Below are 25,273 nucleotides of genomic sequence, written 5' to 3' on the forward strand. Positions count from 1 at the left end.
AGATGCTTGAATTTGATACGATAAAAGATTCTAAGCAGCTTAACGGTCTTGCGCTTGCTTATATAGGTGATGCCATTTTTGAAGTGTATGTCAGGCATCACCTGCTTAAGCAGGGCTTTACCAAACCAAATGATCTTCATAAGAAATCAAGCCGGATTGTTTCAGCAAAGTCACAGGCTGAGATCCTATTTTTTCTGCAGAATCAATCATTTTTTACGGAAGAAGAGGAAGCGGTGCTGAAAAGAGGTAGAAATGCCAAGTCAGGGACAACACCTAAAAATACAGATGTTCAGACGTACCGCTACAGTACAGCATTTGAAGCGCTTCTGGGCTACCTTTTTCTAGAGAAAAAAGAGGAACGACTTAGTCAGCTCGTAGCCGAAGCTATACAATTCGGGACGTCAGGGAGGAAAACAAATGAGTCAGCAACATGATTACGTCATAGGGAAAAATGCAGTGATCGAGACGTTAAAATCTGATCGGAAGCTGTATAAGCTGTGGATGGCGGAAAACACCGTAAAGGGACAAGCACAGCAAGTGATTGAGCTTGCCAAAAAGCAGGGAATCACGATTCAATACGTCCCGAGAAAAAAACTCGATCAGATGGTGACAGGACAGCATCAGGGCGTAGTGGCACAGGTTGCAGCGTATGAATATGCAGAACTGGACGATTTATATAAAGCAGCCGAAGAAAAAAATGAACAGCCTTTCTTCCTCATTCTGGACGAGCTTGAAGACCCTCATAATCTTGGTTCCATTATGAGGACAGCAGATGCGGTCGGCGCTCATGGCATCGTCATTCCAAAACGGAGAGCTGTCGGGCTGACAACAACAGTGGCAAAAGCTTCAACAGGAGCAATTGAGCACATTCCTGTAGCAAGAGTCACCAATTTGGCACGGACGTTAGAAGAGATGAAAGAGCGGGGAATCTGGGTTGTCGGAACGGATGCGTCCGCGCGTGAGGATTACCGTAATATGGACGGCAATATGCCTTTGGCTCTAGTCATCGGAAGTGAAGGAAAAGGGATGGGCCGTCTTGTGAAGGAAAAGTGCGATTTTCTCATTAAACTCCCGATGGCCGGAAAGGTAACTTCACTAAATGCATCTGTCGCGGCTGGTCTTTTGATGTATGAAGTCTACCGGAAACGAAACCCTGTGGGAGAATAAAGACCCATGGATATCCTGTTAGTAGACGGGTACAACATGATTGGAGCCTGGCCGCAGCTGAAGGATTTAAAAGCGAACAGTTTTGAAGAGGCGAGAGACGTACTGATTCAGAAAATGGCGGAATATCAATCGTATACAGGAAACAGGGTTATTGTTGTTTTTGACGCGCATCTCGTAAAAGGGCTTGAGAAAAAACAGACCAACCATAGAGTTGAAGTAATTTTTACAAAAGAAAATGAGACGGCTGATGAGCGGATAGAAAAGCTCGCTCAGGCTTTGAATAATATTGCGACTCAAATTCACGTTGCGACCTCTGACTATACTGAGCAGTGGGCGATTTTCGGACAGGGGGCATTGCGGAAATCGGCCCGGGAGCTTTTGAGAGAGGTAGAAACGATTGAAAGGCGAATAGAGAGACGGGTAAGAAAAATCACTTCCGAAAAGCCGGCGGGTAAAATTGCTTTATCGGAAGAGGTTTTGAAAACGTTTGAAAAGTGGAGGCGGGGAGACTTAGATTAAGTTGACGCTTTTTTGCCCAATACTGTATAATATTTCTATCTACGTGCGCCGGGGGGATCGGAGTGAATCTACAGAACAACAAGGGAAAATTCAACAAAGAGCAGTTTTGCCAGTTGGAGGACGAGCAGGTCATTGAAAAGGTTCATGTTGGGGACAGTGATGCGTTAGATTACTTGATTACGAAGTACCGAAACTTTGTTCGGGCAAAAGCAAGATCCTATTTCTTAATAGGGGCGGACAGAGAGGATATTGTTCAGGAAGGCATGATAGGCCTCTATAAGTCTATTCGTGACTTCAAAGAGGACAAGCTTACCTCATTCAAAGCTTTCGCAGAATTATGTATTACCCGCCAAATTATTACCGCAATAAAGACAGCTACTCGCCAGAAACACATTCCTTTGAATTCCTACGTCTCATTAGATAAACCGATTTTTGATGAAGAATCAGACCGAACGCTGCTGGATGTCATTTCAGGAGCGAAAACCTTAAATCCTGAGGAAATGATCATTAATCAGGAAGAATTTGATGATATTGAAATGAAAATGGGAGAACTATTAAGTGATTTAGAGAGAAAAGTACTCGTCTTATATCTCGATGGGAGAAGTTACCAAGAGATTTCTGATGAACTGAACCGACATGTGAAATCGATCGACAATGCCCTTCAGCGTGTGAAACGCAAGCTGGAGAAGTACTTGGAAATTCGCGAAATCAGTTTGTAATAGGAATTTATGCTATATTGACAGTATTTTTCTGACTATGATATGTTACTAAAGATAAGAACTAATGTCTATTTAGAAAAAGGTGTAATGACATGAGAAAAAAGATTACGTTAGCATGCAAGACATGCGGAAACCGTAATTATACGACAATGAAGAGCTCTGCATCAGCGGCTGAGCGATTAGAAGTAAAGAAATACTGCAGTACTTGCAATTCACATACAGCTCATCTTGAAACAAAATAGTTTTTGCGCTTTTAAATTGTGGAGGTCTTTTACATGCGTATTATGAAATTCTTTAAAGATGTTGGGAAAGAAATGAAAAAGGTAAGCTGGCCTAAAGGAAAAGAGTTAACGCGTTATACCATTACGGTAATTTCAACAGTTATCTTTTTTGTTATCTTTTTTGCCCTCCTTGACACAGGAATTTCTCAATTAATTCGTTTAATAGTTGAATAATGATCAGCAATACGTGCTATAATAGATCATAATATTACTTGCCAAAACCCGTTCAGCGGGTTTTTTATTGTGGCTTAAAATGATAGTTATCATAGGCTTGCCGCCTATTTTTTGAAGCGTTATGGTAATTCACTAAAACCAAATGCGGGGAGGGAAGGACTGGACAGTCCTGAATAGAATGGAAAAGAATTGGTATGTTGTTCACACGTACTCTGGTTATGAGAATAAAGTAAAAGCCAACTTGGAAAAACGTGTTGAATCAATGGGGATGCAGGATAAAATTTTCCGTGTAGTCGTACCCGAAGAAGAAGAAACGGATATCAAAAACGGCAAGAAAAAAGTCGTGAAAAAGAAAGTGTTCCCTGGTTATGTGCTTGTTGAAATTGTAATGACAGACGACTCTTGGTATGTTGTCCGAAACACGCCGGGCGTTACTGGATTCGTAGGATCTGCCGGGTCAGGTTCAAAACCGACGCCGCTTCTTCCGGGCGAAGCAGAAACCATTCTGAAGAGAATGGGCATGGATGAACGCAAAACTGATATTGACTTTGAACTGAAAGAGACAGTGAAAGTAATAGACGGACCTTTTGCTAACTTTACAGGATCAATTGAAGAGATTGATTATGATAAAAGCAAGGTCAAAGTTTTCGTTAATATGTTCGGCCGTGAAACGCCGGTTGAGCTGGAATTTACCCAAATCGATAAATTGTAATGTGAAAAAACTTGAAATTGCTATATATAAATGATAATATAGCAAAGGTACGTCTTGGACTTATCCAAGGCAACTAGCATGATATTTCGTCATTCATATAAAGAATGAAACCTTGAGTGGGAGGGTTTACCCTATTACCACATCACGGACTTAAGGAGGTGTGTCTCGTGGCTAAAAAAGTAGTTAAAGTTGTAAAATTGCAAATTCCTGCTGGAAAAGCTAACCCAGCGCCACCAGTTGGACCTGCACTTGGTCAAGCCGGTGTTAACATCATGGGATTCTGTAAGGAGTTTAACGCTCGTACAGCTGACCAAGCTGGTTTAATCATTCCTGTTGAAATTTCGGTTTACGAAGACCGTTCATTTACATTTATTACAAAAACTCCACCTGCTGCAGTATTGCTTAAAAAAGCAGCTGGAATTGAGTCTGGTTCTGGTGAACCAAACCGTAATAAAGTGGCAACCGTTAAGCGCGATAAAGTACGCGAAATCGCTGAAACGAAAATGCCTGACTTAAACGCAGCAGACGTTGAAGCGGCAATGCGCATGGTTGAAGGTACTGCCCGCAGTATGGGTATTGTAATCGAGGATTAATTTGTTTCTTGTCGGGTTGCGAGTTTTAACAAGTTCGCAACCCTTATTCGTGGGAGGTTATTCCGCTATAACCACATAAGGAGGAAATTTTAAAATGGCTAAAAAAGGTAAAAAGTACGTTGAAGCTGCTAAGCTTGTAGACCGTTCTAAAGCTTACGACGTCTCTGAAGCAGTAGCTCTCGTTAAAAAAACAAACACAGCTAAATTCGACGCTACAGTTGAAGTGGCTTTCCGTTTAGGGGTTGACCCTCGTAAAAACGACCAGCAAATCCGTGGAGCAGTTGTGCTTCCAAACGGAACTGGTAAAACTCAGCGCGTTCTCGTTTTCGCAAAAGGCGAAAAAGCGAAAGAAGCTGAAGCTGCTGGTGCAGATTTCGTAGGCGATACTGACTACATCAACAAAATTCAACAAGGCTGGTTCGATTTCGATGTAATCGTAGCTACACCTGACATGATGGGTGAAGTTGGTAAAATCGGTCGTGTACTTGGACCAAAAGGTTTAATGCCAAACCCTAAAACTGGTACAGTTACTTTCGAAGTTGAAAAAGCGATCGGCGAAATCAAAGCTGGTAAAGTTGAATACCGTGTTGATAAAGCTGGAAACATTCATGTGCCTATCGGTAAAGTTTCTTTCGAGGATGAAAAACTTGTTGAGAACTTCACAACAATGTACGATACAATCCTTAAAGCTAAACCTGCTGCAGCTAAAGGCGTTTACGTGAAAAACGTTGCTGTAACTTCTACTATGGGACCTGGTGTCAAAGTAGACTCTTCAACTTTTAACGTAAAATAATATTGACATGACATCAACATTCTGATATTATTCAAAATGTTGTAAAATAGAATATCATTTATACCGTAGACAGTAGGGGCCTAACCGCTTAATTATCCTACCGAGGTGTATATTATCACAGCTATTACGTTACGTATGCTTGTATATACAGCCTCCATGTCTCATGGAGGCTTTTTATATGGAATCCGTCGTCTCAGTCGTGATCACCTAACGGTATAAGTGTTACACAAGAATCTACAGGAGGTGTAACCATGAGCAGCGCAATTGAAACAAAAAAAGTTGTTGTTGAAGAAATTGCTTCTAAACTGAAAGAAAGTAAATCAACGATCATCGTTGACTATCGCGGACTTAACGTTTCTGAAGTAACTGAACTTCGTAAACAGCTTCGCGAAGCTAACGTTGAGTTCAAAGTTTACAAAAATACGATGACTCGCCGTGCGGTTGAACAAGCTGAGCTTAATGGTTTGAATGATTTCTTAACTGGACCGAACGCGATCGCATTCAGCACTGAAGATGTTGTCGCTCCGGCTAAAGTTCTTAATGACTTCGCTAAAAATCACGAAGCTCTTGAAATCAAAGCTGGCGTTATCGAAGGTAAAGTTTCTACTGTTGAAGAAGTGAAAGCTCTTGCTGAACTTCCATCACGCGAAGGCTTGCTTTCTATGTTGCTTAGCGTACTTCAAGCTCCAGTTCGCAACCTTGCTCTTGCTGCAAAAGCTGTGGCAGAACAAAAGGAAGAACAAGGCGCTTAATCTAATCAGTTTTTCATAAATTAAAACAAAATGGAGGAATTACAAATGGCTTTAAATATCGAAGAAATCATTGCTTCCGTTAAAGAAGCAACTGTACTTGAATTGAACGACCTAGTAAAAGCAATCGAAGAAGAATTTGGCGTAACTGCTGCGGCTCCTGTAGCTGTAGCTGGCGGAGCTGCTGCAGGCGGAGCTGCTGAAGAGCAAAGCGAATTCGATCTTATCCTTGCTGGTGCAGGATCTCAAAAAATCAAAGTTATCAAAGTTGTACGTGAAATCACTGGTCTTGGCTTGAAAGAAGCTAAAGAACTTGTTGACAACACTCCAAAACCACTTAAAGAAGGTATTGCTAAAGAAGAAGCTGAAGAGCTTAAAGCTAAACTTGAAGAAGTTGGCGCTTCTGTAGAAGTTAAGTAATCTTCACTTACCTGTAGGGGAAGCTCGCTTTTATGAGGCGAGCTTTTTCTTTGCCATTCTTTAAGCCATGAAAAAAGGAGGTTCTAATAATGAGTGAGCACTATTATTCAGAAAAACCTTCAGTAAAAAGCAACAAGCAAACCTGGTCTTTTAGGCTTCGGAATAAAGATTTCACGTTTACCAGCGACAGCGGGGTTTTTTCTAAAAAAGAAGTTGATTTCGGCTCCCGCCTGCTGATTGATTCTTTTGAAGAGCCTGAGGTTGAGGGCGGCATTTTGGATGTAGGCTGCGGATACGGCCCGATTGGTTTATCGCTCGCCAGCGACTTTAAAGACCGGACTATCCACATGATTGACGTTAATGAGAGAGCCGTAGAACTATCAAATGAAAATGCGGAACAAAACGGAATAACAAACGTTAAGATTTATCAAAGCGATTTGTTTTCAAACGTTGATTCTGCTCAAACATTTGCTTCTATTCTTACAAATCCCCCAATCCGAGCCGGAAAAAAAGTTGTCCATGCTATCTTTGAGAAAAGCGCTGAACACTTAAAAGCTTCAGGTGAGTTGTGGATCGTCATACAGAAAAAGCAAGGCGCGCCTTCTGCCATTGAAAAGCTCGAGGAACTGTTCGATGAAGTTTCTGTCGTTCAAAAAAAGAAAGGCTATTATATCATAAAAGCAAAAAAAGTTTGACTCGGTATTTTAACTATGTTAATATTGTAAAATGCCAATGTATATATTTTGCTTGATATGATGAATTGTCAATATCTATGTATAAATTATACAAGTATGGAAATGCTAATAAAATCGGTATTTGTTTTTGGATGTGGTTTTCTTAATTAGAAACCCTTTTTTCTTTTGTCTTGTAAAAGTATTTTCTTTCTTTGGAAGAAATGCTTATTACACATATAATACGCATGATTTGAGGGGTGAATCAGTTGACAGGTCAACTAGTTCAGTATGGACGACACCGCCAGCGCAGAAGCTATGCTCGCATTAGCGAAGTGTTAGAATTACCAAATCTCATTGAAATTCAAACCTCTTCTTATCAGTGGTTTCTTGATGAGGGTCTTAGAGAGATGTTTCAAGACATATCACCAATTGAGGATTTCACTGGTAACCTCTCTCTTGAGTTCATTGATTATAGTTTAGGTGAGCCTAAATATCCTGTAGAGGAATCAAAAGAACGTGATGTGACTTACTCAGCTCCGCTAAGAGTGAAGGTTCGTTTAATTAACAAAGAAACTGGAGAGGTAAAAGACCAAGATGTCTTCATGGGTGATTTCCCTATTATGACAGATACAGGTACTTTTATCATTAACGGTGCGGAACGCGTTATCGTTTCCCAGCTTGTTCGGTCTCCAAGTGTATATTTCAGTGGTAAAGTAGACAAAAACGGTAAAAAAGGTTTTACCGCAACTGTCATTCCAAACCGTGGCGCATGGTTAGAATACGAAACTGATGCGAAAGATGTTGTTTATGTCCGCATTGATCGCACACGTAAGTTGCCGGTTACGGTTCTTTTGCGTGCTCTCGGCTTCGGCTCCGATCAAGAGATTCTTGATCTCATAGGAGAAAACGAATACCTGCGAAATACGCTTGATAAAGATAACACAGAAAACAGCGACAAAGCGTTGCTGGAAATTTACGAGCGTCTCCGTCCTGGAGAGCCGCCTACAGTAGAAAATGCGAAAAGCTTGCTTGATTCTCGTTTCTTTGATCCGAAACGATACGATCTTGCCAATGTAGGACGCTATAAAATTAATAAAAAACTTCATATTAAGAATCGCCTCTTCAATCAGAGACTTGCTGAAACGCTTGTTGATCCTGAAACAGGAGAAATCCTTGCTGAAAAAGGCCAGATTCTTGATAGAAGAACACTTGATAAAGTACTGCCATACTTAGAAAACGGAATCGGTTTCAGAAAGCTGTATCCGAATGGCGGCGTTGTTGAAGATGAAGTGACTCTTCAATCAATTAAAATCTTTGCTCCGACTGATCAAGAAGGAGAACAGGTTATTAATGTAATCGGCAATGCTTACATCGAAGAAGAGATTAAAAACATCACGCCTGCTGATATTATTTCTTCAATCAGCTACTTCTTCAACCTGCTGCACGGAGTAGGCGACACAGATGATATCGATCATCTTGGAAACCGCCGTTTACGTTCTGTAGGCGAGCTTCTCCAGAATCAATTCCGTATCGGTTTAAGCCGTATGGAGCGTGTGGTTCGTGAGAGAATGTCAATTCAAGATACGAATACAATTACGCCTCAGCAGCTGATCAATATTCGTCCTGTTATTGCGTCCATTAAAGAGTTCTTTGGAAGCTCACAGCTTTCTCAATTCATGGATCAGACGAACCCGCTTGCTGAATTAACGCACAAGCGTCGTCTGTCAGCATTAGGACCGGGCGGATTGACACGTGAGCGTGCCGGAATGGAAGTGCGTGATGTTCACTACTCCCACTATGGCCGTATGTGTCCGATTGAAACGCCTGAGGGCCCGAACATCGGTTTGATCAACTCACTATCATCTTATGCAAAAGTAAACCGTTTTGGCTTTATTGAAACGCCATATCGCCGCGTTGACCCTGAAACAGGGAAGGTAACGGGCAGAATCGATTACTTAACTGCTGATGAAGAGGATAACTATGTTGTCGCTCAAGCGAATGCTCGTCTTGATGACGAAGGCGCCTTTATTGATGACAGCATCGTAGCTCGTTTCCGCGGGGAGAACACCGTTGTTTCCAGAAATCGTGTAGACTACATGGATGTATCGCCTAAGCAGGTTGTATCTGCTGCGACAGCATGTATCCCGTTCTTAGAAAACGATGACTCCAACCGTGCCCTCATGGGAGCGAACATGCAGCGTCAGGCTGTGCCTTTGATGCAGCCGGAAGCGCCATTTGTTGGAACTGGTATGGAATACGTATCAGGAAAAGACTCTGGTGCCGCTGTTATTTGTAAACACCCTGGTATCGTTGAACGCGTAGAAGCGAAAAACGTTTGGGTTCGCCGTTATGAAGAAGTAGACGGTCAAAAAGTAAAAGGAAACCTGGATAAATACAGCCTGCTGAAATTTGTCCGCTCTAACCAAGGTACGTGCTACAACCAGCGTCCGATCGTAAGTGTCGGCGATGAAGTGGTAAAAGGAGAAATCCTTGCTGACGGTCCTTCTATGGAGCTTGGTGAACTTGCACTTGGCCGTAACGTAATGGTCGGCTTCATGACATGGGATGGCTACAACTATGAGGATGCCATCATCATGAGTGAACGCCTAGTGAAGGATGATGTTTATACATCTATCCACATTGAAGAATACGAATCAGAAGCACGTGATACGAAACTTGGACCTGAAGAAATCACTCGCGATATTCCAAACGTCGGTGAAGATGCGCTTCGCAATCTTGATGACCGCGGAATCATCCGTATTGGGGCAGAAGTAAAAGACGGAGATCTTCTTGTTGGTAAAGTAACGCCTAAAGGCGTAACTGAACTGACTGCAGAAGAACGCCTTCTTCACGCCATCTTTGGCGAGAAAGCCCGCGAGGTTCGTGATACTTCTCTTCGTGTGCCTCACGGCGGCGGCGGAATTATCCATGACGTTAAAGTCTTCAACCGTGAAGACGGAGACGAACTTCCTCCAGGTGTTAACCAGTTAGTACGCGTATATATCGTTCAGAAACGTAAGATTTCTGAAGGGGATAAAATGGCCGGTCGTCACGGTAACAAAGGTGTTATCTCTAAGATTCTTCCTGAAGAGGATATGCCTTACCTTCCTGACGGCACACCAATTGATATCATGCTTAACCCGCTGGGCGTACCATCACGTATGAACATCGGGCAGGTATTGGAACTTCACATGGGTATGGCCGCTCGTTACCTTGGCATTCACATTGCATCTCCTGTATTTGACGGAGCGCGAGAAGAGGATGTCTGGGAAACACTTGAAGAAGCCGGCATGTCTCGTGACGCCAAAACAGTGCTTTACGACGGACGTACTGGAGAGCCGTTTGATAACCGTGTATCTGTCGGTATCATGTACATGATCAAACTAGCTCACATGGTTGACGATAAACTTCATGCACGCTCTACAGGTCCTTACTCACTTGTTACGCAGCAGCCTCTTGGCGGTAAAGCGCAATTTGGCGGACAGCGTTTTGGTGAGATGGAGGTTTGGGCACTTGAAGCTTACGGTGCGGCTTACACTCTTCAAGAAATTCTGACTGTTAAGTCTGATGACGTGGTTGGACGTGTGAAAACATACGAAGCCATCGTTAAAGGCGACAATGTTCCTGAACCAGGTGTTCCGGAATCATTCAAAGTATTAATCAAAGAACTTCAAAGCTTAGGTATGGATGTCAAAATCCTTTCTGGTGATGAAGAAGAAATAGAAATGAGAGATTTAGAAGACGAAGAAGATGCGAAACAAGCTGACGGCCTGGCATTATCAGGTGATGAAGAGCCGGAAGAAACAGCATCTGCAGACGTTGAACGCGATGTAGTAACAAAAGAATAATCTCTAGTTATAAAGGCAAGTGACATCGGTTAATCCGAAGATAAAAAGGGAGGTAGGCCCCTTGCTAGATGTGAACAATTTTGAGTATATGAACATCGGTCTTGCTTCACCAGATAAAATCCGTTCATGGTCTTTTGGTGAAGTGAAAAAGCCTGAAACGATAAACTATCGTACGTTAAAACCTGAAAAGGACGGTCTATTCTGCGAACGCATTTTCGGACCGACTAAGGACTGGGAATGTCATTGCGGGAAGTACAAGCGAGTTCGTTATAAAGGCGTAGTTTGTGACCGCTGCGGAGTCGAAGTAACACGGGCTAAAGTCCGTCGTGAGAGAATGGGGCACATTGAACTGGCTGCCCCAGTTTCCCACATTTGGTATTTCAAAGGTATTCCAAGCCGTATGGGTCTTGTGCTGGATATGTCACCTCGTGCTTTAGAAGAAGTCATTTACTTTGCTTCTTACGTTGTAACTGATCCGGCGAATACACCGCTTGAAAAGAAACAGCTTCTGTCTGAGAAAGAATACCGTGCTTATCTTGATAAATACGGTAATAAATTCCAAGCATCTATGGGTGCTGAAGCAATTCATAAACTTCTTCAAGATATCGATCTTGTAAAAGAAGTTGATATGTTAAAAGAAGAGCTGAAAACTTCACAAGGACAACGCCGTACTCGTGCGATCAAACGTCTTGAAGTTTTAGAAGCCTTCCGTAACTCAGGAAACAAGCCTTCTTGGATGATCCTTGATGTGCTTCCTGTTATTCCTCCGGAGCTTAGACCGATGGTTCAGCTAGATGGCGGACGTTTTGCGACTTCTGATTTGAATGACCTTTATCGTCGTGTCATCAACCGTAACAATCGTTTGAAACGCCTTTTGGACCTTGGTGCGCCTAGCATCATCGTTCAAAACGAAAAGCGTATGCTTCAAGAGGCTGTCGATGCCCTAATTGACAACGGCCGCCGCGGACGCCCTGTAACAGGTCCTGGTAACAGACCGTTAAAATCTCTTTCTCACATGCTGAAAGGGAAGCAAGGCCGTTTCCGTCAAAACCTTCTTGGTAAACGTGTCGATTACTCCGGACGTTCTGTAATCGTTGTTGGTCCTCATTTGAAAATGTACCAATGCGGATTACCGAAGGAAATGGCGCTTGAACTTTTCAAACCTTTCGTTATGAAAGAACTTGTTGAAAAAGGTCTTGCTCACAACATTAAGAGTGCGAAACGCAAAATTGAGCGCGTACAGCCTGAAGTTTGGGATGTACTAGAATCAGTTATTAAGGAGCACCCGGTACTGCTGAACCGTGCCCCTACACTTCACAGATTAGGTATCCAGGCGTTTGAACCAACGCTTGTTGAAGGACGCGCAATCCGTCTTCACCCGCTCGTATGTACAGCTTACAACGCTGACTTTGACGGTGACCAAATGGCGGTTCACGTACCATTATCTGCTGAAGCACAAGCTGAAGCACGCATCTTGATGCTTGCTGCTCAAAACATCTTGAACCCTAAAGATGGTAAACCGGTTGTAACACCGTCTCAGGATATGGTACTAGGTAACTATTACCTGACACTTGAGCGTGCCGGTGCTGTCGGTGAAGGCATGGTCTTCAAGAATACAGACGAAGCGCTTCTTGCTTATCAAAACGGATATGTTCACCTTCATACGAGAGTAGCTGTTGCAGCTAACTCACTTAAGAATGTGACATTTACCGAAGAACAGCGCTCAAAATTGTTAATTACAACTGTCGGTAAGCTTGTCTTCAATGAAATTCTTCCGGAATCATTCCCTTACATGAATGAACCAACGAAGAGCAACATTGAAGAAAAAACACCTGACCGTTTCTTCTTAGAAAAAGGTGCTGACGTTAAAGCTGTTATCGCACAGCAGCCAATCAATGCGCCGTTTAAAAAAGGCATTCTGGGTAAAATCATCGCGGAAATCTTTAAACGATTCCATATCACGGAAACGTCTAAAATGCTTGACCGCATGAAAAACCTAGGTTTCAAATATTCAACAAAAGCTGGTATTACAGTTGGGGTTTCTGACATCGTCGTACTCGATGATAAACAAGAAATTCTTGAAGAAGCGCAAAGCAAAGTTGACAACGTTATGAAGCAGTTCCGCCGCGGTCTTATCACTGAAGAAGAACGCTATGAGAGAGTCATCTCTATCTGGAGTGCTGCAAAAGACGTTATCCAAGGCAAACTGATGAAATCACTTGATGAACTCAACCCGATCTACATGATGAGTGACTCTGGTGCCCGTGGTAACGCATCTAACTTTACGCAGCTTGCCGGAATGCGCGGCCTGATGGCCAACCCGGCTGGACGTATCATTGAGTTGCCGATCAAATCAAGTTTCCGTGAAGGTCTGACAGTATTGGAGTACTTTATCTCCACACACGGTGCGCGTAAAGGTCTTGCCGATACCGCTCTTAAAACTGCTGACTCAGGTTACCTTACACGCCGTCTCGTTGACGTTGCGCAGGATGTTATCATTCGTGAAACTGATTGCGGAACTGACCGAGGCATTCTTGCTAAGCCTCTTAAAGAAGGAACTGAAACAATTGAGCGCTTAGAAGAACGCTTAATCGGACGTTTTGCAAGAAAACAAGTGAAGCACCCTGAAACAGGTGAAGTGCTTGTGAATGAAAACGAACTGATCGATGAAGATAAAGCACTGGAGATTGTCGAGGCCGGCATTGAAGAAGTGTGGATCCGTTCTGCCTTCACATGTAATACGCCTCATGGTGTATGTAAACGATGCTATGGCCGAAATCTTGCAACTGGCTCCGATGTTGAAGTCGGTGAAGCTGTCGGAATCATTGCTGCCCAATCAATCGGTGAGCCTGGTACACAGTTAACAATGCGTACATTCCATACAGGCGGGGTTGCCGGAGACGATATCACACAGGGTCTTCCGCGTATCCAAGAGCTTTTCGAAGCGCGTAATCCGAAAGGTCAGGCAACAATTACAGAAATCGACGGTACAGTCGTTGAGATCAATGAAGTTCGTGATAAGCAACAGGAAATTGTGGTTCAAGGCGCAGTGGAAACACGTTCTTATACAGCACCTTACAACTCCCGCCTGAAAGTAGCGGAAGGAGATAAAATTACTCGAGGCCAAGTACTGACAGAAGGTTCAATCGATCCGAAAGAACTTCTTAAAGTGACTGACCTGACGACTGTTCAAGAGTATCTTCTCCATGAGGTTCAAAAGGTTTACCGTATGCAGGGTGTTGAAATTGGTGATAAACACGTAGAAGTAATGGTTCGCCAGATGCTTCGCAAAGTACGCGTGATTGATGCCGGTGACACTGATGTGCTTCCAGGTACATTGCTTGATATTCACCAATTTACTGAAGCGAATAAAAAGGTATTACTTGAAGGCAATCGACCTGCTACAGGCCGTCCTGTCTTACTCGGTATTACAAAAGCATCTCTTGAAACTGATTCATTCTTATCTGCTGCTTCCTTCCAGGAAACAACACGTGTCCTTACAGATGCAGCGATCAAAGGTAAGCGTGACGAGCTTCTCGGCTTGAAAGAGAATGTTATCATCGGTAAGCTTGTTCCAGCTGGTACAGGAATGATGAAATACCGTAAAGTAAAACCAGTATCAAATGTTCAGCCGACTGACGATATGGTTCCGGTTGAATAACTGATTTAATTCTGCTGAAAGACTGCAAAAACAGTCTTTCAGCAGATATATTTATGAAAAAGTCACTCTATGAGAAGAACGAATCTAAAAAATGTCATACCTTGTTGACATTCGTCTCCTAGAATGATAATATAACCAAGGTGCTCGAAATAAACCTGTTACTTTGGAGGATATGTTTATGTCTTATGATAAAGTATCACAGGCCAAATCAATTATTATTGGTACGAAGCAAACAGTGAAAGCTCTAAAGCGAGGTTCAGTAAAGGAAGTAGTCGTTGCAAAAGACGCAGATCCGATACTCACGTCAAGTGTTGTTTCACTTGCTGAAGATCAAGGTATCTCTGTCTCAATGGTTGAATCCATGAAAAAGCTCGGCAAAGCCTGCGGAATTGAGGTAGGAGCAGCCGCTGTTGCCATTATTTTATAACGTACTTTTGTTTTTGCGTAAGATTCCATCTTGTGTAAAGACCTTGTTTTTTGCCTTTTGATGAACCACCTGGGTATGTGGGTTATAAAACGTAATGAAGGGAGGAAAAATTCATGCCTACAATTAATCAGCTAATTCGCAAAGGACGCGTGAGTAAAGTAGAAAACTCAAAGTCTCCTGCACTTAACAAAGGATACAACAGCTTTAAAAAAGAGCACACTAACGTATCTTCTCCACAAAAACGCGGGGTATGTACTCGTGTTGGTACAATGACACCGAAAAAACCGAACTCAGCACTTCGTAAATATGCTCGTGTTCGTTTGACTAACGGAATCGAGGTTACTGCTTACATTCCTGGTATCGGTCACAACCTGCAAGAGCACAGTGTTGTACTTATCCGCGGCGGACGTGTAAAAGACTTACCAGGGGTACGTTACCACATCGTTCGTGGTGCGCTTGATACTGCTGGAGTTGAAAACCGTGCACAAGGCCGTTCTAAATACGGTACGAAAAAACCTAAAGCAAAATAATATACGAAAATACGCATAATTGATGAAGGGAGGATATTCAGATGCCACGTAAAGGTCCTGTAGCAAAAAGAGATGTTTTACCTGATCCGATTTACAACTCTAAGCTTGTATCTCGTCTAATCAATAAAATGATGATCGATGGTAAAAAAGGTAAGTCTCAAACAATCCTATACAAGTCATTCGATATCATTAAAGAACGTACTGGCAATGATGCAATGGAGGTTTTCGAACAAGCATTGAAAAACATCATGCCTGTACTTGAAGTAAAAGCACGCCGTGTAGGTGGTGCGAACTACCAAGTTCCTGTAGAAGTTCGTCCTGAACGTCGTACGACTCTTGGACTTCGCTGGTTAGTTAACTACGCTCGTCTTCGCGGAGAAAAAACGATGGAAGAGCGTTTAGCTAACGAAATCCTTGACGCAGCTAACAACACTGGTGCTGCCGTTAAGAAACGTGAAGACACTCATAAGATGGCTGAAGCAAACAAAGCATTTGCTCACTATCGTTGGTAGGATTTATAGATTAACAAAACACAATTTCCTAATAAGGAAGGAGAAATTACCCAATGGCAAGAGAGTTCTCCTTAGAAAAAACTCGTAATATCGGTATCATGGCTCACATCGATGCCGGTAAAACGACTACTACAGAACGTATCTTGTTCTATACTGGTCGTATCCACAAAATTGGTGAAACTCATGAAGGAGCTTCACAAATGGACTGGATGGAGCAGGAACAAGAACGTGGTATCACAATCACTTCCGCTGCGACAACTGCACAGTGGAAAGGATACCGCGTAAACATCATCGACACTCCAGGACACGTAGACTTCACAGTTGAAGTTGAACGTTCTCTTCGTGTACTTGATGGTGCTGTTGCTGTACTTGACGCGCAATCAGGCGTTGAGCCTCAAACAGAAACTGTTTGGCGTCAGGCAACAACTTATGGAGTACCGCGTATCGTTTTTGTTAACAAAATGGACAAAATCGGTGCAGACTTCCTTTACTCTGTAGGAACTTTAAGAGACCGTCTTCAAGCAAACGCTCATGCAATTCAATTGCCGATCGGTGCTGAAGATAACTTCGAAGGTATCATCGACCTTGTAGAAAACGTTGCGTATTTCTACGAAGATGACCTCGGAACTCGTTCTGATGCAAAAGAGATCCCTGAAGAGTACAAAGAGCAAGCTGAAGAGCTTCGCAACAGCCTTATTGAAGCTGTATGTGAGCTTGATGAAGAGCTTATGGATAAGTACCTTGAGGGTGAAGAAATCACAATTGACGAGTTAAAAGCAGGAATTCGTAAAGGTACATTAAATGTTGAATTCTACCCTGTTCTTGTTGGTTCTGCCTTCAAAAACAAAGGTGTTCAACTAGTACTTGATGCTGTTCTTGACTACCTTCCTGCACCAACTGACGTTGCTGCAATCAAAGGTACACGTCCTGATACAAATGAAGAGATTGAGCGTCATTCTTCTGACGAAGAGCCATTCTCTGCATTAGCATTTAAAGTTATGACTGACCCTTATGTTGGTAAGTTGACGTTCTTCCGTGTGTACTCTGGAACACTTGATTCTGGTTCATACGTGAAAAACTCTACTAAAGGCAAACGTGAGCGTGTTGGACGTATTCTTCAAATGCACGCTAACAGCCGTGAAGAAATCTCTACTGTATACGCAGGGGATATCGCAGCTGCTGTAGGTCTAAAAGATACAACTACTGGAGATACTCTATGTGATGAGAAGGATCTTGTTATCCTTGAGTCAATGGAATTCCCAGAACCAGTTATCGACGTTGCTATTGAGCCTAAATCAAAAGCTGACCAAGATAAAATGGGTATCGCTTTAGCGAAACTTGCTGAAGAAGATCCTACATTCCGTACTCAAACAAACCCAGAAACTGGCCAAACGATCATCTCTGGTATGGGTGAACTTCACCTTGATATCATTGTTGACCGTATGAAACGCGAATTTAAAGTAGAAGCCAATGTTGGTGCTCCTCAAGTTGCGTACCGTGAAACATTCCGTACCGGTGCAAAAGTTGAAGGTAAATTCGTACGTCAGTCTGGTGGACGCGGTCAGTTCGGACACGTTTGGATCGAATTCGAACCAAACGAAGAAGGCGCTGGCTTTGAATTTGAAAATGCGATTGTCGGTGGGGTCGTTCCTCGTGAATATATCCCAGCTGTTCAAGCAGGTCTGGAAGATGCACTTGAAAATGGTGTACTAGCAGGCTTCCCGCTTATCGACATTAAAGCTAAACTTTTCGACGGTTCTTACCATGATGTTGACTCAAACGAAATGGCATTTAAAGTTGCTGCTTCTATGGCATTGAAAAATGCAGTCAGCAAATGTAACCCAGTTCTTCTTGAACCAATCATGAAAGTAGAAGTGGTTATTCCAGAAGAATACATGGGAGATATCATGGGTGATATCACTTCACGTCGCGGACGCGTAGAAGGTATGGAAGCACGCGGTAACGCTCAAGTTGTTCGCGCTATGGTTCCTCTTGCTGAAATGTTCGGTTACGCTACTGCACTTCGTTCTAATACGCAAGGTCGCGGTACGTTCACTATGCACATGGATCACTACGAAGAAGTGCCGAAGAGCGTCGCAGAAGAAATTATCAAAAAAAATAAAGGCGAATAATTGATTTTGCCTCTTAACTCAAGTATAACTACTATTGTAAGATGAGGAAGTGAAAGCTTTCTTTCACTTCCTATCACTCTATACATTACTAATTAAAAGCTCTTAAGGAGGATTTTAGAATGGCTAAAGAAAAATTCGACCGTTCCAAATCACATGCCAATATTGGTACAATTGGACACGTTGACCATGGTAAAACAACTTTAACTGCTGCTATCACAACAGTACTTCATAAGAAATCTGGTAAAGGTACAGCTATGGCGTACGATCAAATTGATGGTGCTCCAGAAGAACGTGAGCGCGGTATCACAATCTCTACTGCACACGTTGAGTACGAAACTGAAACTCGTCACTATGCACACGTTGACTGCCCAGGACACGCTGACTATGTTAAAAACATGATCACTGGTGCTGCGCAAATGGACGGAGCTATCCTTGTAGTATCTGCTGCTGATGGCCCAATGCCACAAACTCGTGAGCACATCCTTCTTTCTAAAAACGTTGGTGTACCATACATCGTTGTATTCTTAAACAAATGCGACATGGTAGACGACGAAGAGCTTCTTGAACTAGTTGAAATGGAAGTTCGCGATCTTCTTAGCGAATACGACTTCCCTGGTGATGATGTACCAGTAATCAAAGGTTCTGCTCTTAAAGCTCTTGAAGGTGACGCTGAGTACGAAGCGAAAATCTTCGAACTTATGGATGCGGTTGATGAGTACATCCCAACTCCAGAACGCGACACTGAAAAACCATTCATGATGCCAGTTGAGGACGTATTCTCAATCACTGGTCGTGGTACAGTTGCTACTGGCCGTGTAGAACGCGGACAAGTTAAAGTCGGTGACGAAGTTGAAATCATCGGTCTTCAAGATGAGAACAAGAAAACAACTGTTACAGGTGTTGAAATGTTCCGTAAGCTTCTTGATTACGCTGAAGCTGGTGACAACATTGGTGCCCTTCTTCGCGGTGTATCTCGTGAAGAAATCCAACGTGGTCAAGTACTTGCTAAACCAGGTACAATCACTCCACACAGCAAATTCAAAGCTGAAGTTTACGTTCTATCTAAAGAAGAGGGTGGACGTCATACTCCATTCTTCTCTAACTACCGTCCTCAGTTCTACTTCCGTACAACTGACGTAACTGGTATCATCCATCTTCCAGAAGGCGTAGAAATGGTTATGCCTGGAGATAACACTGAAATGAACGTTGAACTTATTTCTACAATCGCTATCGAAGAAGGAACTCGTTTCTCTATTCGTGAAGGCGGACGTACTGTTGGTTCAGGCGTTGTTTCTACAATCACTGAGTAATAGTATGATTTTAAACGAGACCCCTGCGGGTCTCGTTTTTTGTTTGCTTATCTTTTTCTTGTATAATAGGATCTATCATATTCGAGGGGTTAATATTTATGATTCCTGAAAAGAAATCAATCGCAATCATGAAAGAACTAAGCATTGGAAATACAAGGCAAATGCTGATGATTAATGGAGTTGACGTGAAAAATCCATTGCTGCTTTTTTTACATGGCGGGCCGGGAACGTCGCAAATCGGATATGTTAGACATTATCAAAAAGAGCTGGAACAGTATTTTACAGTAGTTCATTGGGATCAGAGAGGATCGGGGCTTTCTTATTCTAAGCGAATTTCGCATCACTCTATGACAATAAATCACTTCATTAAAGATACAATCCAAGTCACTCAATGGCTTTTAGCTCATTTTTCAAAATCAAAACTTTACCTAGCCGGTCATTCTTGGGGATCAATACTGGCGCTTCATGTGCTGCAGCAGCGTCCTGATTTATTTTACACGTATTATGGAATCAGCCAGGTTGTTAACCCGCAAGATGAAGAATCAACTGCTTATCAACATATTCGTGAAATTTCCGAATCAAAAAAAGCCAGCATATTATCTTTCCTCACACGTTTCATTGGTGCTCCGCCTTGGAAGCAGGATATCCAGCACCTTATCTATCGGTTTTGTGTTGAGCTAAGCAGGGGAGGATTCACTCACCGTCATCGTCAATCTCTAGCTGTATTATTTCAAATGCTTACTGGCAATGAGTATGGAGTGCGGAACATGCACAGCTTCCTCAATGGATTGCGCTTCAGTAAAAAACATTTAACTGATGAGTTGTACCGGTTTAATGCTTTTACATCAGTTCCTTCTATTAAAGTACCGTGTGTTTTCATTTCAGGGAAACATGACTTAATTGTTCCTGCTGAAATATCGAAACAGTATTATCAAGAACTTGAGGCACCTGAAAAGCGCTGGTTTCAATTTGAGAATTCAGCTCACACCCCGCATATTGAGGAGCCATCATTATTCGCGAACACATTAAGTCGGCATGCACGACACCATTTATGATAGATCCTTGATAAATAAGAAAAACCCCTGTATAATAAAAAAAGTGTGCAAACCATGCATATTTTAAATAAGTCTTGCAACATGCGCCTATTTTCTGTATAATGGTGTATGTTGGTCTTTGACTGCGATGAAGTGAGAGGTTGCTGACACACCCGGCCGCTTTGCCATGGCAAGGTGTTCAGGTTTTTCTCACGGAGAACTGTCTAACGTGATGTAGGCGAAAAGGAGGGAAAATAATGGCAAAACAAAAAATTCGTATTCGTTTGAAAGCATATGATCATAGAATCCTTGATCAATCTGCAGAGAAGATTGTTGAAACGGCAAAACGTTCTGGTGCCAGCGTATCTGGTCCGATTCCGTTGCCAACTGAAAAATCAGTTTACACAATCCTTCGTGCGGTGCACAAATACAAAGATTCTCGTGAGCAATTTGAAATGCGTACACATAAACGTTTAATCGACATTGTGAACCCAACACCACAAACTGTTGATGCTCTTATGCGATTAGACTTACCATCTGGTGTCGATATCGAAATTAAACTTTAATTCTAAAATATAGAATGATCTTAATAGGAGGTGTGACGAATGACCAAAGGAATCTTAGGAAGAAAAATTGGTATGACGCAAGTATTCGCTGAGAATGGTGATCTTATTCCGGTAACTGTTATCGAGGCTGCTCCAAACGTTGTTCTTCAAAAGAAAACAGCTGAAAACGACGGTTACGAAGCAATCCAGCTTGGTTTTGACGACAAGCGTGAAAAGCTTTCTAACAAACCTGAAAAAGGGCACGTTGCAAAAGCGGAAACTGCTCCTAAGCGCTTCGTTAAAGAATTACGCGGAGTGGAAATGGATGCGTATGAAGTTGGTCAGGAAGTCAAGGTTGAAATTTTCTCTGCTGGAGAAATCGTAGATGTAACAGGAGTATCTAAAGGTAAAGGTTTCCAAGGTGCGATCAAGCGCCACGGACAATCTCGCGGACCTATGTCTCACGGTTCACGCTACCACCGTCGTCCTGGTTCAATGGGACCTGTAGATCCTAACCGTGTATTCAAAGGTAAATTATTACCTGGACGTATGGGCGGAGAGCAAATCACTGTTCAAAACCTTGAAATCGTAAAAGTTGATGCAGAACGCAATCTTCTTTTGATCAAAGGTAACGTACCTGGTGCGAAGAAATCTTTAATCACTGTTAAAAGTGCTGTTAAATCTAAATAATTCTCTTAGGAAAGGAGGAAATTGATTATGCCAAAAGTAGCATTATACAACCAAAACGGTTCTACTGCTGGTGACATCGAATTAAACGCTTCTGTATTTGGTATCGAACCAAATGAGAGTGTTGTATTCGACGCTATTCTTATGCAAAGAGCTTCCTTACGTCAAGGAACTCACAAAGTAAAAAATCGTTCTGAAGTACGCGGCGGAGGTCGTAAACCATGGCGTCAAAAAGGTACTGGACGTGCCCGTCAAGGTTCAATCCGTTCACCGCAATGGCGCGGAGGTGGTGTCGTATTCGGCCCAACACCACGCAGCTATTCTTATAAATTACCTAAAAAAGTTCGCCGCTTGGCAATCAAATCAGTATTGTCTTCTAAAGTGATCGACAACAACATCATCGTTCTTGAAGATCTTACTCTTGATACGGCTAAAACAAAAGAAATGGCAGCTATCCTTAAAGGATTATCTGTTGAGAAAAAAGCTTTAATCGTAACTGCGGATGCAAACGAAGCAGTAGCATTATCTGCTCGCAACATTCCTGGAGTTACTGTTGTTGAAGCTAACGGAATCAACGTTTTAGACGTTGTCAACCACGAGAAGCTTCTGATTACAAAAGCAGCGGTTGAAAAAGTAGAGGAGGTGCTTGCATAATGAAAGATCCTCGTGATGTTCTAAAGCGCCCCGTCATTACTGAACGTTCTGCTGATTTAATGACTGAAAAAAAATATACTTTTGAAGTTGATGTAAGAGCTAACAAAACAGAAGTGAAAGACGCGGTTGAAAGCATCTTTGGAGTGAAAGTTGATAAAGTCAACATCATGAACTACAAAGGCAAATCAAAACGTGTCGGACGCTACACTGGTATGACTAGCCGTCGCAGAAAAGCGATCGTAAAACTTACTGCAGACAGCAAAGAAATCGAAATTTTTGAAGCTTAATTATCTGTAAAAAGAAGGAGGGAAATTCAAAATGGCGATTAAAAAGTATAAACCGACCTCTAATGGACGTCGTGGCATGACAACTTCTGATTTTGCTGAAATCACGACTGACAAGCCGGAAAAATCCTTGCTTGCTCCCCTTCACAAAAAAGGCGGACGTAACAACCAAGGTAAATTGACTGTACGTCACCAAGGTGGCGGACATAAACGCCAATACCGTGTTATCGACTTCAAACGCGATAAAGATGGTATACCTGGACGCGTTGCTACAGTTGAATACGATCCAAACCGTTCAGCTAACATCGCTCTAATCAACTATGCAGACGGAGAAAAACGTTACATTCTTGCTCCTAAAGGAATTCAAGTAGGTACTGAAATCATGTCAGGTCCTGAAGCTGACATTAAAGTAGGTAATGCACTTCCACTTATCAACATCCCTGTTGGTACAGTTGTGCATAACATTGAATTAAAACCTGGTAAAGGCGGACAGCTTGTACGTTCAGCTGGTACATCTGCTCAGGTTCTTGGTAAAGAAGGTAAATACGTTCTTGTACGTCTTAACTCTGGTGAAGTTCGCATGATCCTTTCTGCTTGCCGTGCTTCTATCGGTCAAGTAGGTAACGAACAGCACGAACTTATCAACATTGGTAAAGCTGGACGTTCTCGCTGGAAAGGCATCCGTCCTACAGTTCGTGGTTCTGTAATGAACCCTAACGATCACCCACACGGTGGTGGTGAAGGACGTGCGCCAATCGGACGTAAATCACCAATGTCTCCATGGGGCAAACCAACTCTTGGATTCAAGACTCGTAAGAAAAAGAACAAATCCGATAAATTTATCGTACGTCGTCGTAAAAATAAATAACGGGGTTGTCTACGGTTCTTTTCGGACCGTAGTGCAATCACGAAGGGAGGTTCCAAAATGGCTCGCAGCTTAAAAAAAGGACCATTTGTCGATGGACACTTGATGACTAAAATCGAGAAATTAAATGAAACTGACAAGAAACAAGTCGTAAAAACTTGGTCTCGTCGTTCTACTATTTTCCCACAGTTTATTGGTCACACAATCGCAGTCTATGACGGACGTAAACACGTGCCTGTATTCATCTCTGAAGATATGGTAGGGCACAAGTTGGGTGAATTCGCTCCAACTCGTACGTACAAAGGTCATGCTAGTGATGACAAAAAAACAAGACGCTAAGAGAGGAGGCTTTTAAATGCAAGCTAAAGCTGTTGCAAGAACAGTCCGTATTGCTCCTCGTAAAGCACGTCTAGTAATGGACCTGATTCGAGGCAAGCAAGTAGGTGAGGCAGTATCAATCTTGAACCTTACACCAAGAGCTGCTTCTCCAATTATCGAGAAAGTATTAAAATCCGCTATTGCAAATGCTGAGCATAACTATGAAATGGACGCTAACAACCTGGTTATTTCTCAAGCATTCGTTGACGAAGGCCCTACGTTAAAAAGATTCCGCCCACGTGCTATGGGACGTGCGAGTCAAATCAACAAACGTACGAGCCACATTACAATCGTTGTATCAGAAAAGAAGGAGGGATAAGTAGTGGGTCAAAAGGTAAATCCAGTCGGTCTTCGTATCGGAGTCATTCGTGATTGGGAATCTAAGTGGTACGCTGGTAAAGATTACGCTGACTTCCTGCACGAAGATTTAAAAATTCGTGAATACATTAGCAAACGCCTTTCTGACGCTTCTGTTTCTAAAGTAGAAATTGAGCGTGCAGCAAACCGCGTTAACATTACGATCCACACAGCTAAGCCTGGTATGGTTATCGGTAAAGGCGGTTCTGAAGTCGAAGCACTTCGCAAAGCCCTTAACAGCCTTACTGGCAAGCGTGTACACATTAACATTCTTGAAATCAAAAGAGCAGATCTTGATGCACAGCTAGTTGCTGACAACATCGCTCGTCAATTAGAAAACCGTGTTTCTTTCCGCCGTGCGCAGAAACAACAAATCCAACGTACTATGCGTGCTGGAGCACAAGGTGTGAAAACAATGGTTTCTGGTCGTCTTGGCGGTGCAGATATCGCTCGTTCTGAATACTACAGTGAAGGAACTGTTCCATTGCACACATTGCGTGCGGACATTGACTATGCAACATCTGAAGCTGATACTACTTACGGTAAGCTTGGTGTAAAAGTCTGGATCTATCGTGGAGAGGTTCTTCCTACTAAGAAGAAAACTGAGGAAGGAGGAAAATAATATGTTATTACCAAAACGCGTTAAATATCGCAGAGAGCATCGCGGAAAAATGCGTGGCCGTGCGAAAGGCGGTACTGAAGTACATTTCGGAGAATTCGGTATCCAAGCTCTTGAAGCTTCTTGGATTACTAACCGTCAAATCGAAGCTGCACGTATTGCGATGACTCGTTACATGAAACGTGGCGGTAAAGTTTGGATCAAAATTTTCCCTTCTAAACCTTACACTGCTAAACCACTTGAGGTACGTATGGGATCCGGTAAAGGGGCTCCAGAAGGTTGGGTAGCTGTTGTAAAACCGGGCAAAGTTTTATTTGAAATTTCTGGTGTGTCTGAAGAGGTTGCTCGTGAAGCGCTTCGCCTTGCATCTCACAAATTGCCAATTAAAACGAAGTTCGTAAAACGTGAAGAAATTGGTGGTGAATCAAATGAAAGCTAATGAAATTCGTGACCTTACCACTGCTGAAATTGAACAAAAAGTAAAGTCTCTTAAAGAAGAACTTTTCAATCTTCGCTTTCAATTAGCGACAGGACAACTTGAAAATACTGCTCGCATTCGTGAAGTGCGCAAAGCTATCGCGCGCATGAAAACTGTGATTCGTGAAAGAGAAATTGCTGCTAATAAATAA

The 25,273-nt window shown here is 42.6% G+C and carries 30 protein-coding genes and 1 other annotated feature; all 30 genes read left to right on the plus strand.

Annotated elements, in window-relative coordinates:
* Positions 1-2 precede the first annotated feature (2 nt).
* The 30 genes from ACZ07B_RS21340 (at position 3) to rpmC (ending at position 25,273) form a co-directional block, all read left to right on the plus strand.
* On the plus strand, positions 3-434 hold the full coding sequence (locus ACZ07B_RS21340) for a mini-ribonuclease 3 (protein ID WP_004399685.1): 432 nt from the start codon (positions 3-5) through the stop codon (positions 432-434).
* Positions 418-1,167 (plus strand): 23S rRNA (guanosine(2251)-2'-O)-methyltransferase RlmB, encoded by a 750-nt coding sequence (gene rlmB / locus ACZ07B_RS21345; protein WP_014478620.1) that lies wholly within the window; start codon positions 418-420, stop codon positions 1,165-1,167. Before ACZ07B_RS21340 ends, rlmB begins: the two co-directional genes overlap by 17 nt.
* A gap of 6 nt (positions 1,168-1,173) precedes the next feature.
* Positions 1,174-1,686: a ribosome-dependent mRNA decay endonuclease Rae1/YacP gene (rae1, locus tag ACZ07B_RS21350; protein ID WP_003235032.1), complete on the plus strand. Its 513-nt coding sequence runs from the start codon at positions 1,174-1,176 to the stop codon at positions 1,684-1,686.
* Positions 1,687-1,748: 62 nt separating this feature from the next.
* Positions 1,749-2,405, plus strand: coding sequence for an RNA polymerase sporulation sigma factor SigH (sigH, locus tag ACZ07B_RS21355; protein ID WP_003225758.1), 657 nt, complete (start codon positions 1,749-1,751; stop codon positions 2,403-2,405).
* A gap of 92 nt (positions 2,406-2,497) precedes the next feature.
* Positions 2,498-2,647: a 50S ribosomal protein L33 gene (gene rpmG / locus ACZ07B_RS21360; RefSeq protein WP_003156421.1), complete on the plus strand. Its 150-nt coding sequence runs from the start codon at positions 2,498-2,500 to the stop codon at positions 2,645-2,647.
* A 33-nt stretch (positions 2,648-2,680) separates the two neighbouring features.
* Positions 2,681-2,860, plus strand: a complete 180-nt coding sequence (gene secE / locus ACZ07B_RS21365) for a preprotein translocase subunit SecE (RefSeq protein WP_004399676.1) — start codon at positions 2,681-2,683, stop codon at positions 2,858-2,860.
* A 178-nt stretch (positions 2,861-3,038) separates the two neighbouring features.
* Positions 3,039-3,572, plus strand: a complete 534-nt coding sequence (nusG, locus tag ACZ07B_RS21370) for a transcription termination/antitermination protein NusG (RefSeq protein WP_003225764.1) — start codon at positions 3,039-3,041, stop codon at positions 3,570-3,572.
* A 167-nt stretch (positions 3,573-3,739) separates the two neighbouring features.
* The gene (rplK, locus tag ACZ07B_RS21375; protein WP_003156430.1) at positions 3,740-4,165 is read left to right on the plus strand and encodes a 50S ribosomal protein L11; all 426 of its coding nucleotides are present in this window, start codon (positions 3,740-3,742) and stop codon (positions 4,163-4,165) included.
* A 94-nt stretch (positions 4,166-4,259) separates the two neighbouring features.
* On the plus strand, positions 4,260-4,958 hold the full coding sequence (gene rplA / locus ACZ07B_RS21380; protein ID WP_003235040.1) for a 50S ribosomal protein L1: 699 nt from the start codon (positions 4,260-4,262) through the stop codon (positions 4,956-4,958).
* A gap of 45 nt (positions 4,959-5,003) precedes the next feature.
* Positions 5,004-5,144: a sequence feature (ribosomal protein L10 leader region), on the plus strand.
* 65 nt (positions 5,145-5,209) lie between these two features.
* The gene (rplJ, locus tag ACZ07B_RS21385; RefSeq protein WP_003235042.1) at positions 5,210-5,710 is read left to right on the plus strand and encodes a 50S ribosomal protein L10; all 501 of its coding nucleotides are present in this window, start codon (positions 5,210-5,212) and stop codon (positions 5,708-5,710) included.
* Positions 5,711-5,755: 45 nt separating this feature from the next.
* A complete protein-coding gene (gene rplL / locus ACZ07B_RS21390; RefSeq protein WP_003156436.1) occupies positions 5,756-6,127 on the plus strand; it encodes a 50S ribosomal protein L7/L12 in 372 nt (123 codons plus the stop codon).
* An 89-nt stretch (positions 6,128-6,216) separates the two neighbouring features.
* Positions 6,217-6,822, plus strand: a complete 606-nt coding sequence (locus tag ACZ07B_RS21395; RefSeq protein WP_003235045.1) for a class I SAM-dependent methyltransferase — start codon at positions 6,217-6,219, stop codon at positions 6,820-6,822.
* Between the two features lie 245 nt (positions 6,823-7,067).
* A complete protein-coding gene (gene rpoB / locus ACZ07B_RS21400) occupies positions 7,068-10,649 on the plus strand; it encodes a DNA-directed RNA polymerase subunit beta (protein WP_009966326.1) in 3,582 nt (1,193 codons plus the stop codon).
* A 61-nt stretch (positions 10,650-10,710) separates the two neighbouring features.
* On the plus strand, positions 10,711-14,310 hold the full coding sequence (rpoC, locus tag ACZ07B_RS21405) for a DNA-directed RNA polymerase subunit beta' (RefSeq protein ID WP_004399688.1): 3,600 nt from the start codon (positions 10,711-10,713) through the stop codon (positions 14,308-14,310).
* Between the two features lie 178 nt (positions 14,311-14,488).
* The gene (locus ACZ07B_RS21410) at positions 14,489-14,737 is read left to right on the plus strand and encodes a 50S ribosomal protein L7ae-like protein (RefSeq protein WP_003225778.1); all 249 of its coding nucleotides are present in this window, start codon (positions 14,489-14,491) and stop codon (positions 14,735-14,737) included.
* Between the two features lie 113 nt (positions 14,738-14,850).
* The gene (gene rpsL / locus ACZ07B_RS21415) at positions 14,851-15,267 is read left to right on the plus strand and encodes a 30S ribosomal protein S12 (protein ID WP_003225781.1); all 417 of its coding nucleotides are present in this window, start codon (positions 14,851-14,853) and stop codon (positions 15,265-15,267) included.
* A 41-nt stretch (positions 15,268-15,308) separates the two neighbouring features.
* Positions 15,309-15,779, plus strand: coding sequence for a 30S ribosomal protein S7 (gene rpsG, locus ACZ07B_RS21420; RefSeq protein ID WP_003225784.1), 471 nt, complete (start codon positions 15,309-15,311; stop codon positions 15,777-15,779).
* A 53-nt stretch (positions 15,780-15,832) separates the two neighbouring features.
* Complete coding sequence (gene fusA / locus ACZ07B_RS21425; protein WP_003235056.1) at positions 15,833-17,911, plus strand: elongation factor G; 2,079 nt, start codon at positions 15,833-15,835, stop codon at positions 17,909-17,911.
* Positions 17,912-18,030: 119 nt separating this feature from the next.
* The gene (tuf, locus tag ACZ07B_RS21430) at positions 18,031-19,221 is read left to right on the plus strand and encodes an elongation factor Tu (RefSeq protein WP_017695827.1); all 1,191 of its coding nucleotides are present in this window, start codon (positions 18,031-18,033) and stop codon (positions 19,219-19,221) included.
* 98 nt (positions 19,222-19,319) lie between these two features.
* Entirely contained in the window at positions 19,320-20,276 is a 957-nt protein-coding gene (locus ACZ07B_RS21435; protein WP_137200532.1) for an alpha/beta fold hydrolase, read from the plus strand.
* 236 nt (positions 20,277-20,512) lie between these two features.
* Entirely contained in the window at positions 20,513-20,821 is a 309-nt protein-coding gene (gene rpsJ, locus ACZ07B_RS21440; RefSeq protein ID WP_003156464.1) for a 30S ribosomal protein S10, read from the plus strand.
* Between the two features lie 39 nt (positions 20,822-20,860).
* Entirely contained in the window at positions 20,861-21,490 is a 630-nt protein-coding gene (rplC, locus tag ACZ07B_RS21445) for a 50S ribosomal protein L3 (protein WP_004399671.1), read from the plus strand.
* 27 nt (positions 21,491-21,517) lie between these two features.
* Positions 21,518-22,141: a 50S ribosomal protein L4 gene (gene rplD / locus ACZ07B_RS21450; RefSeq protein ID WP_004399658.1), complete on the plus strand. Its 624-nt coding sequence runs from the start codon at positions 21,518-21,520 to the stop codon at positions 22,139-22,141.
* Positions 22,141-22,428: a 50S ribosomal protein L23 gene (gene rplW / locus ACZ07B_RS21455; protein ID WP_003156467.1), complete on the plus strand. Its 288-nt coding sequence runs from the start codon at positions 22,141-22,143 to the stop codon at positions 22,426-22,428. Before rplD ends, rplW begins: the two co-directional genes overlap by 1 nt.
* 31 nt (positions 22,429-22,459) lie before the next feature.
* Complete coding sequence (gene rplB / locus ACZ07B_RS21460; RefSeq protein ID WP_003225795.1) at positions 22,460-23,293, plus strand: 50S ribosomal protein L2; 834 nt, start codon at positions 22,460-22,462, stop codon at positions 23,291-23,293.
* A gap of 57 nt (positions 23,294-23,350) precedes the next feature.
* Entirely contained in the window at positions 23,351-23,629 is a 279-nt protein-coding gene (gene rpsS, locus ACZ07B_RS21465) for a 30S ribosomal protein S19 (RefSeq protein ID WP_003156472.1), read from the plus strand.
* A gap of 16 nt (positions 23,630-23,645) precedes the next feature.
* Positions 23,646-23,987 (plus strand): 50S ribosomal protein L22, encoded by a 342-nt coding sequence (gene rplV / locus ACZ07B_RS21470; RefSeq protein ID WP_003156475.1) that lies wholly within the window; start codon positions 23,646-23,648, stop codon positions 23,985-23,987.
* A gap of 3 nt (positions 23,988-23,990) precedes the next feature.
* Positions 23,991-24,647, plus strand: a complete 657-nt coding sequence (gene rpsC, locus ACZ07B_RS21475) for a 30S ribosomal protein S3 (RefSeq protein WP_003242001.1) — start codon at positions 23,991-23,993, stop codon at positions 24,645-24,647.
* Between the two features lies 1 nt (position 24,648).
* Positions 24,649-25,083, plus strand: a complete 435-nt coding sequence (gene rplP / locus ACZ07B_RS21480) for a 50S ribosomal protein L16 (protein ID WP_003225801.1) — start codon at positions 24,649-24,651, stop codon at positions 25,081-25,083.
* Entirely contained in the window at positions 25,073-25,273 is a 201-nt protein-coding gene (gene rpmC, locus ACZ07B_RS21485; protein WP_003156482.1) for a 50S ribosomal protein L29, read from the plus strand. The genes rplP and rpmC overlap by 11 nt, the downstream gene beginning before the upstream one ends.

This window comes from Bacillus sp. 9.4 (genome assembly GCF_055486415.1).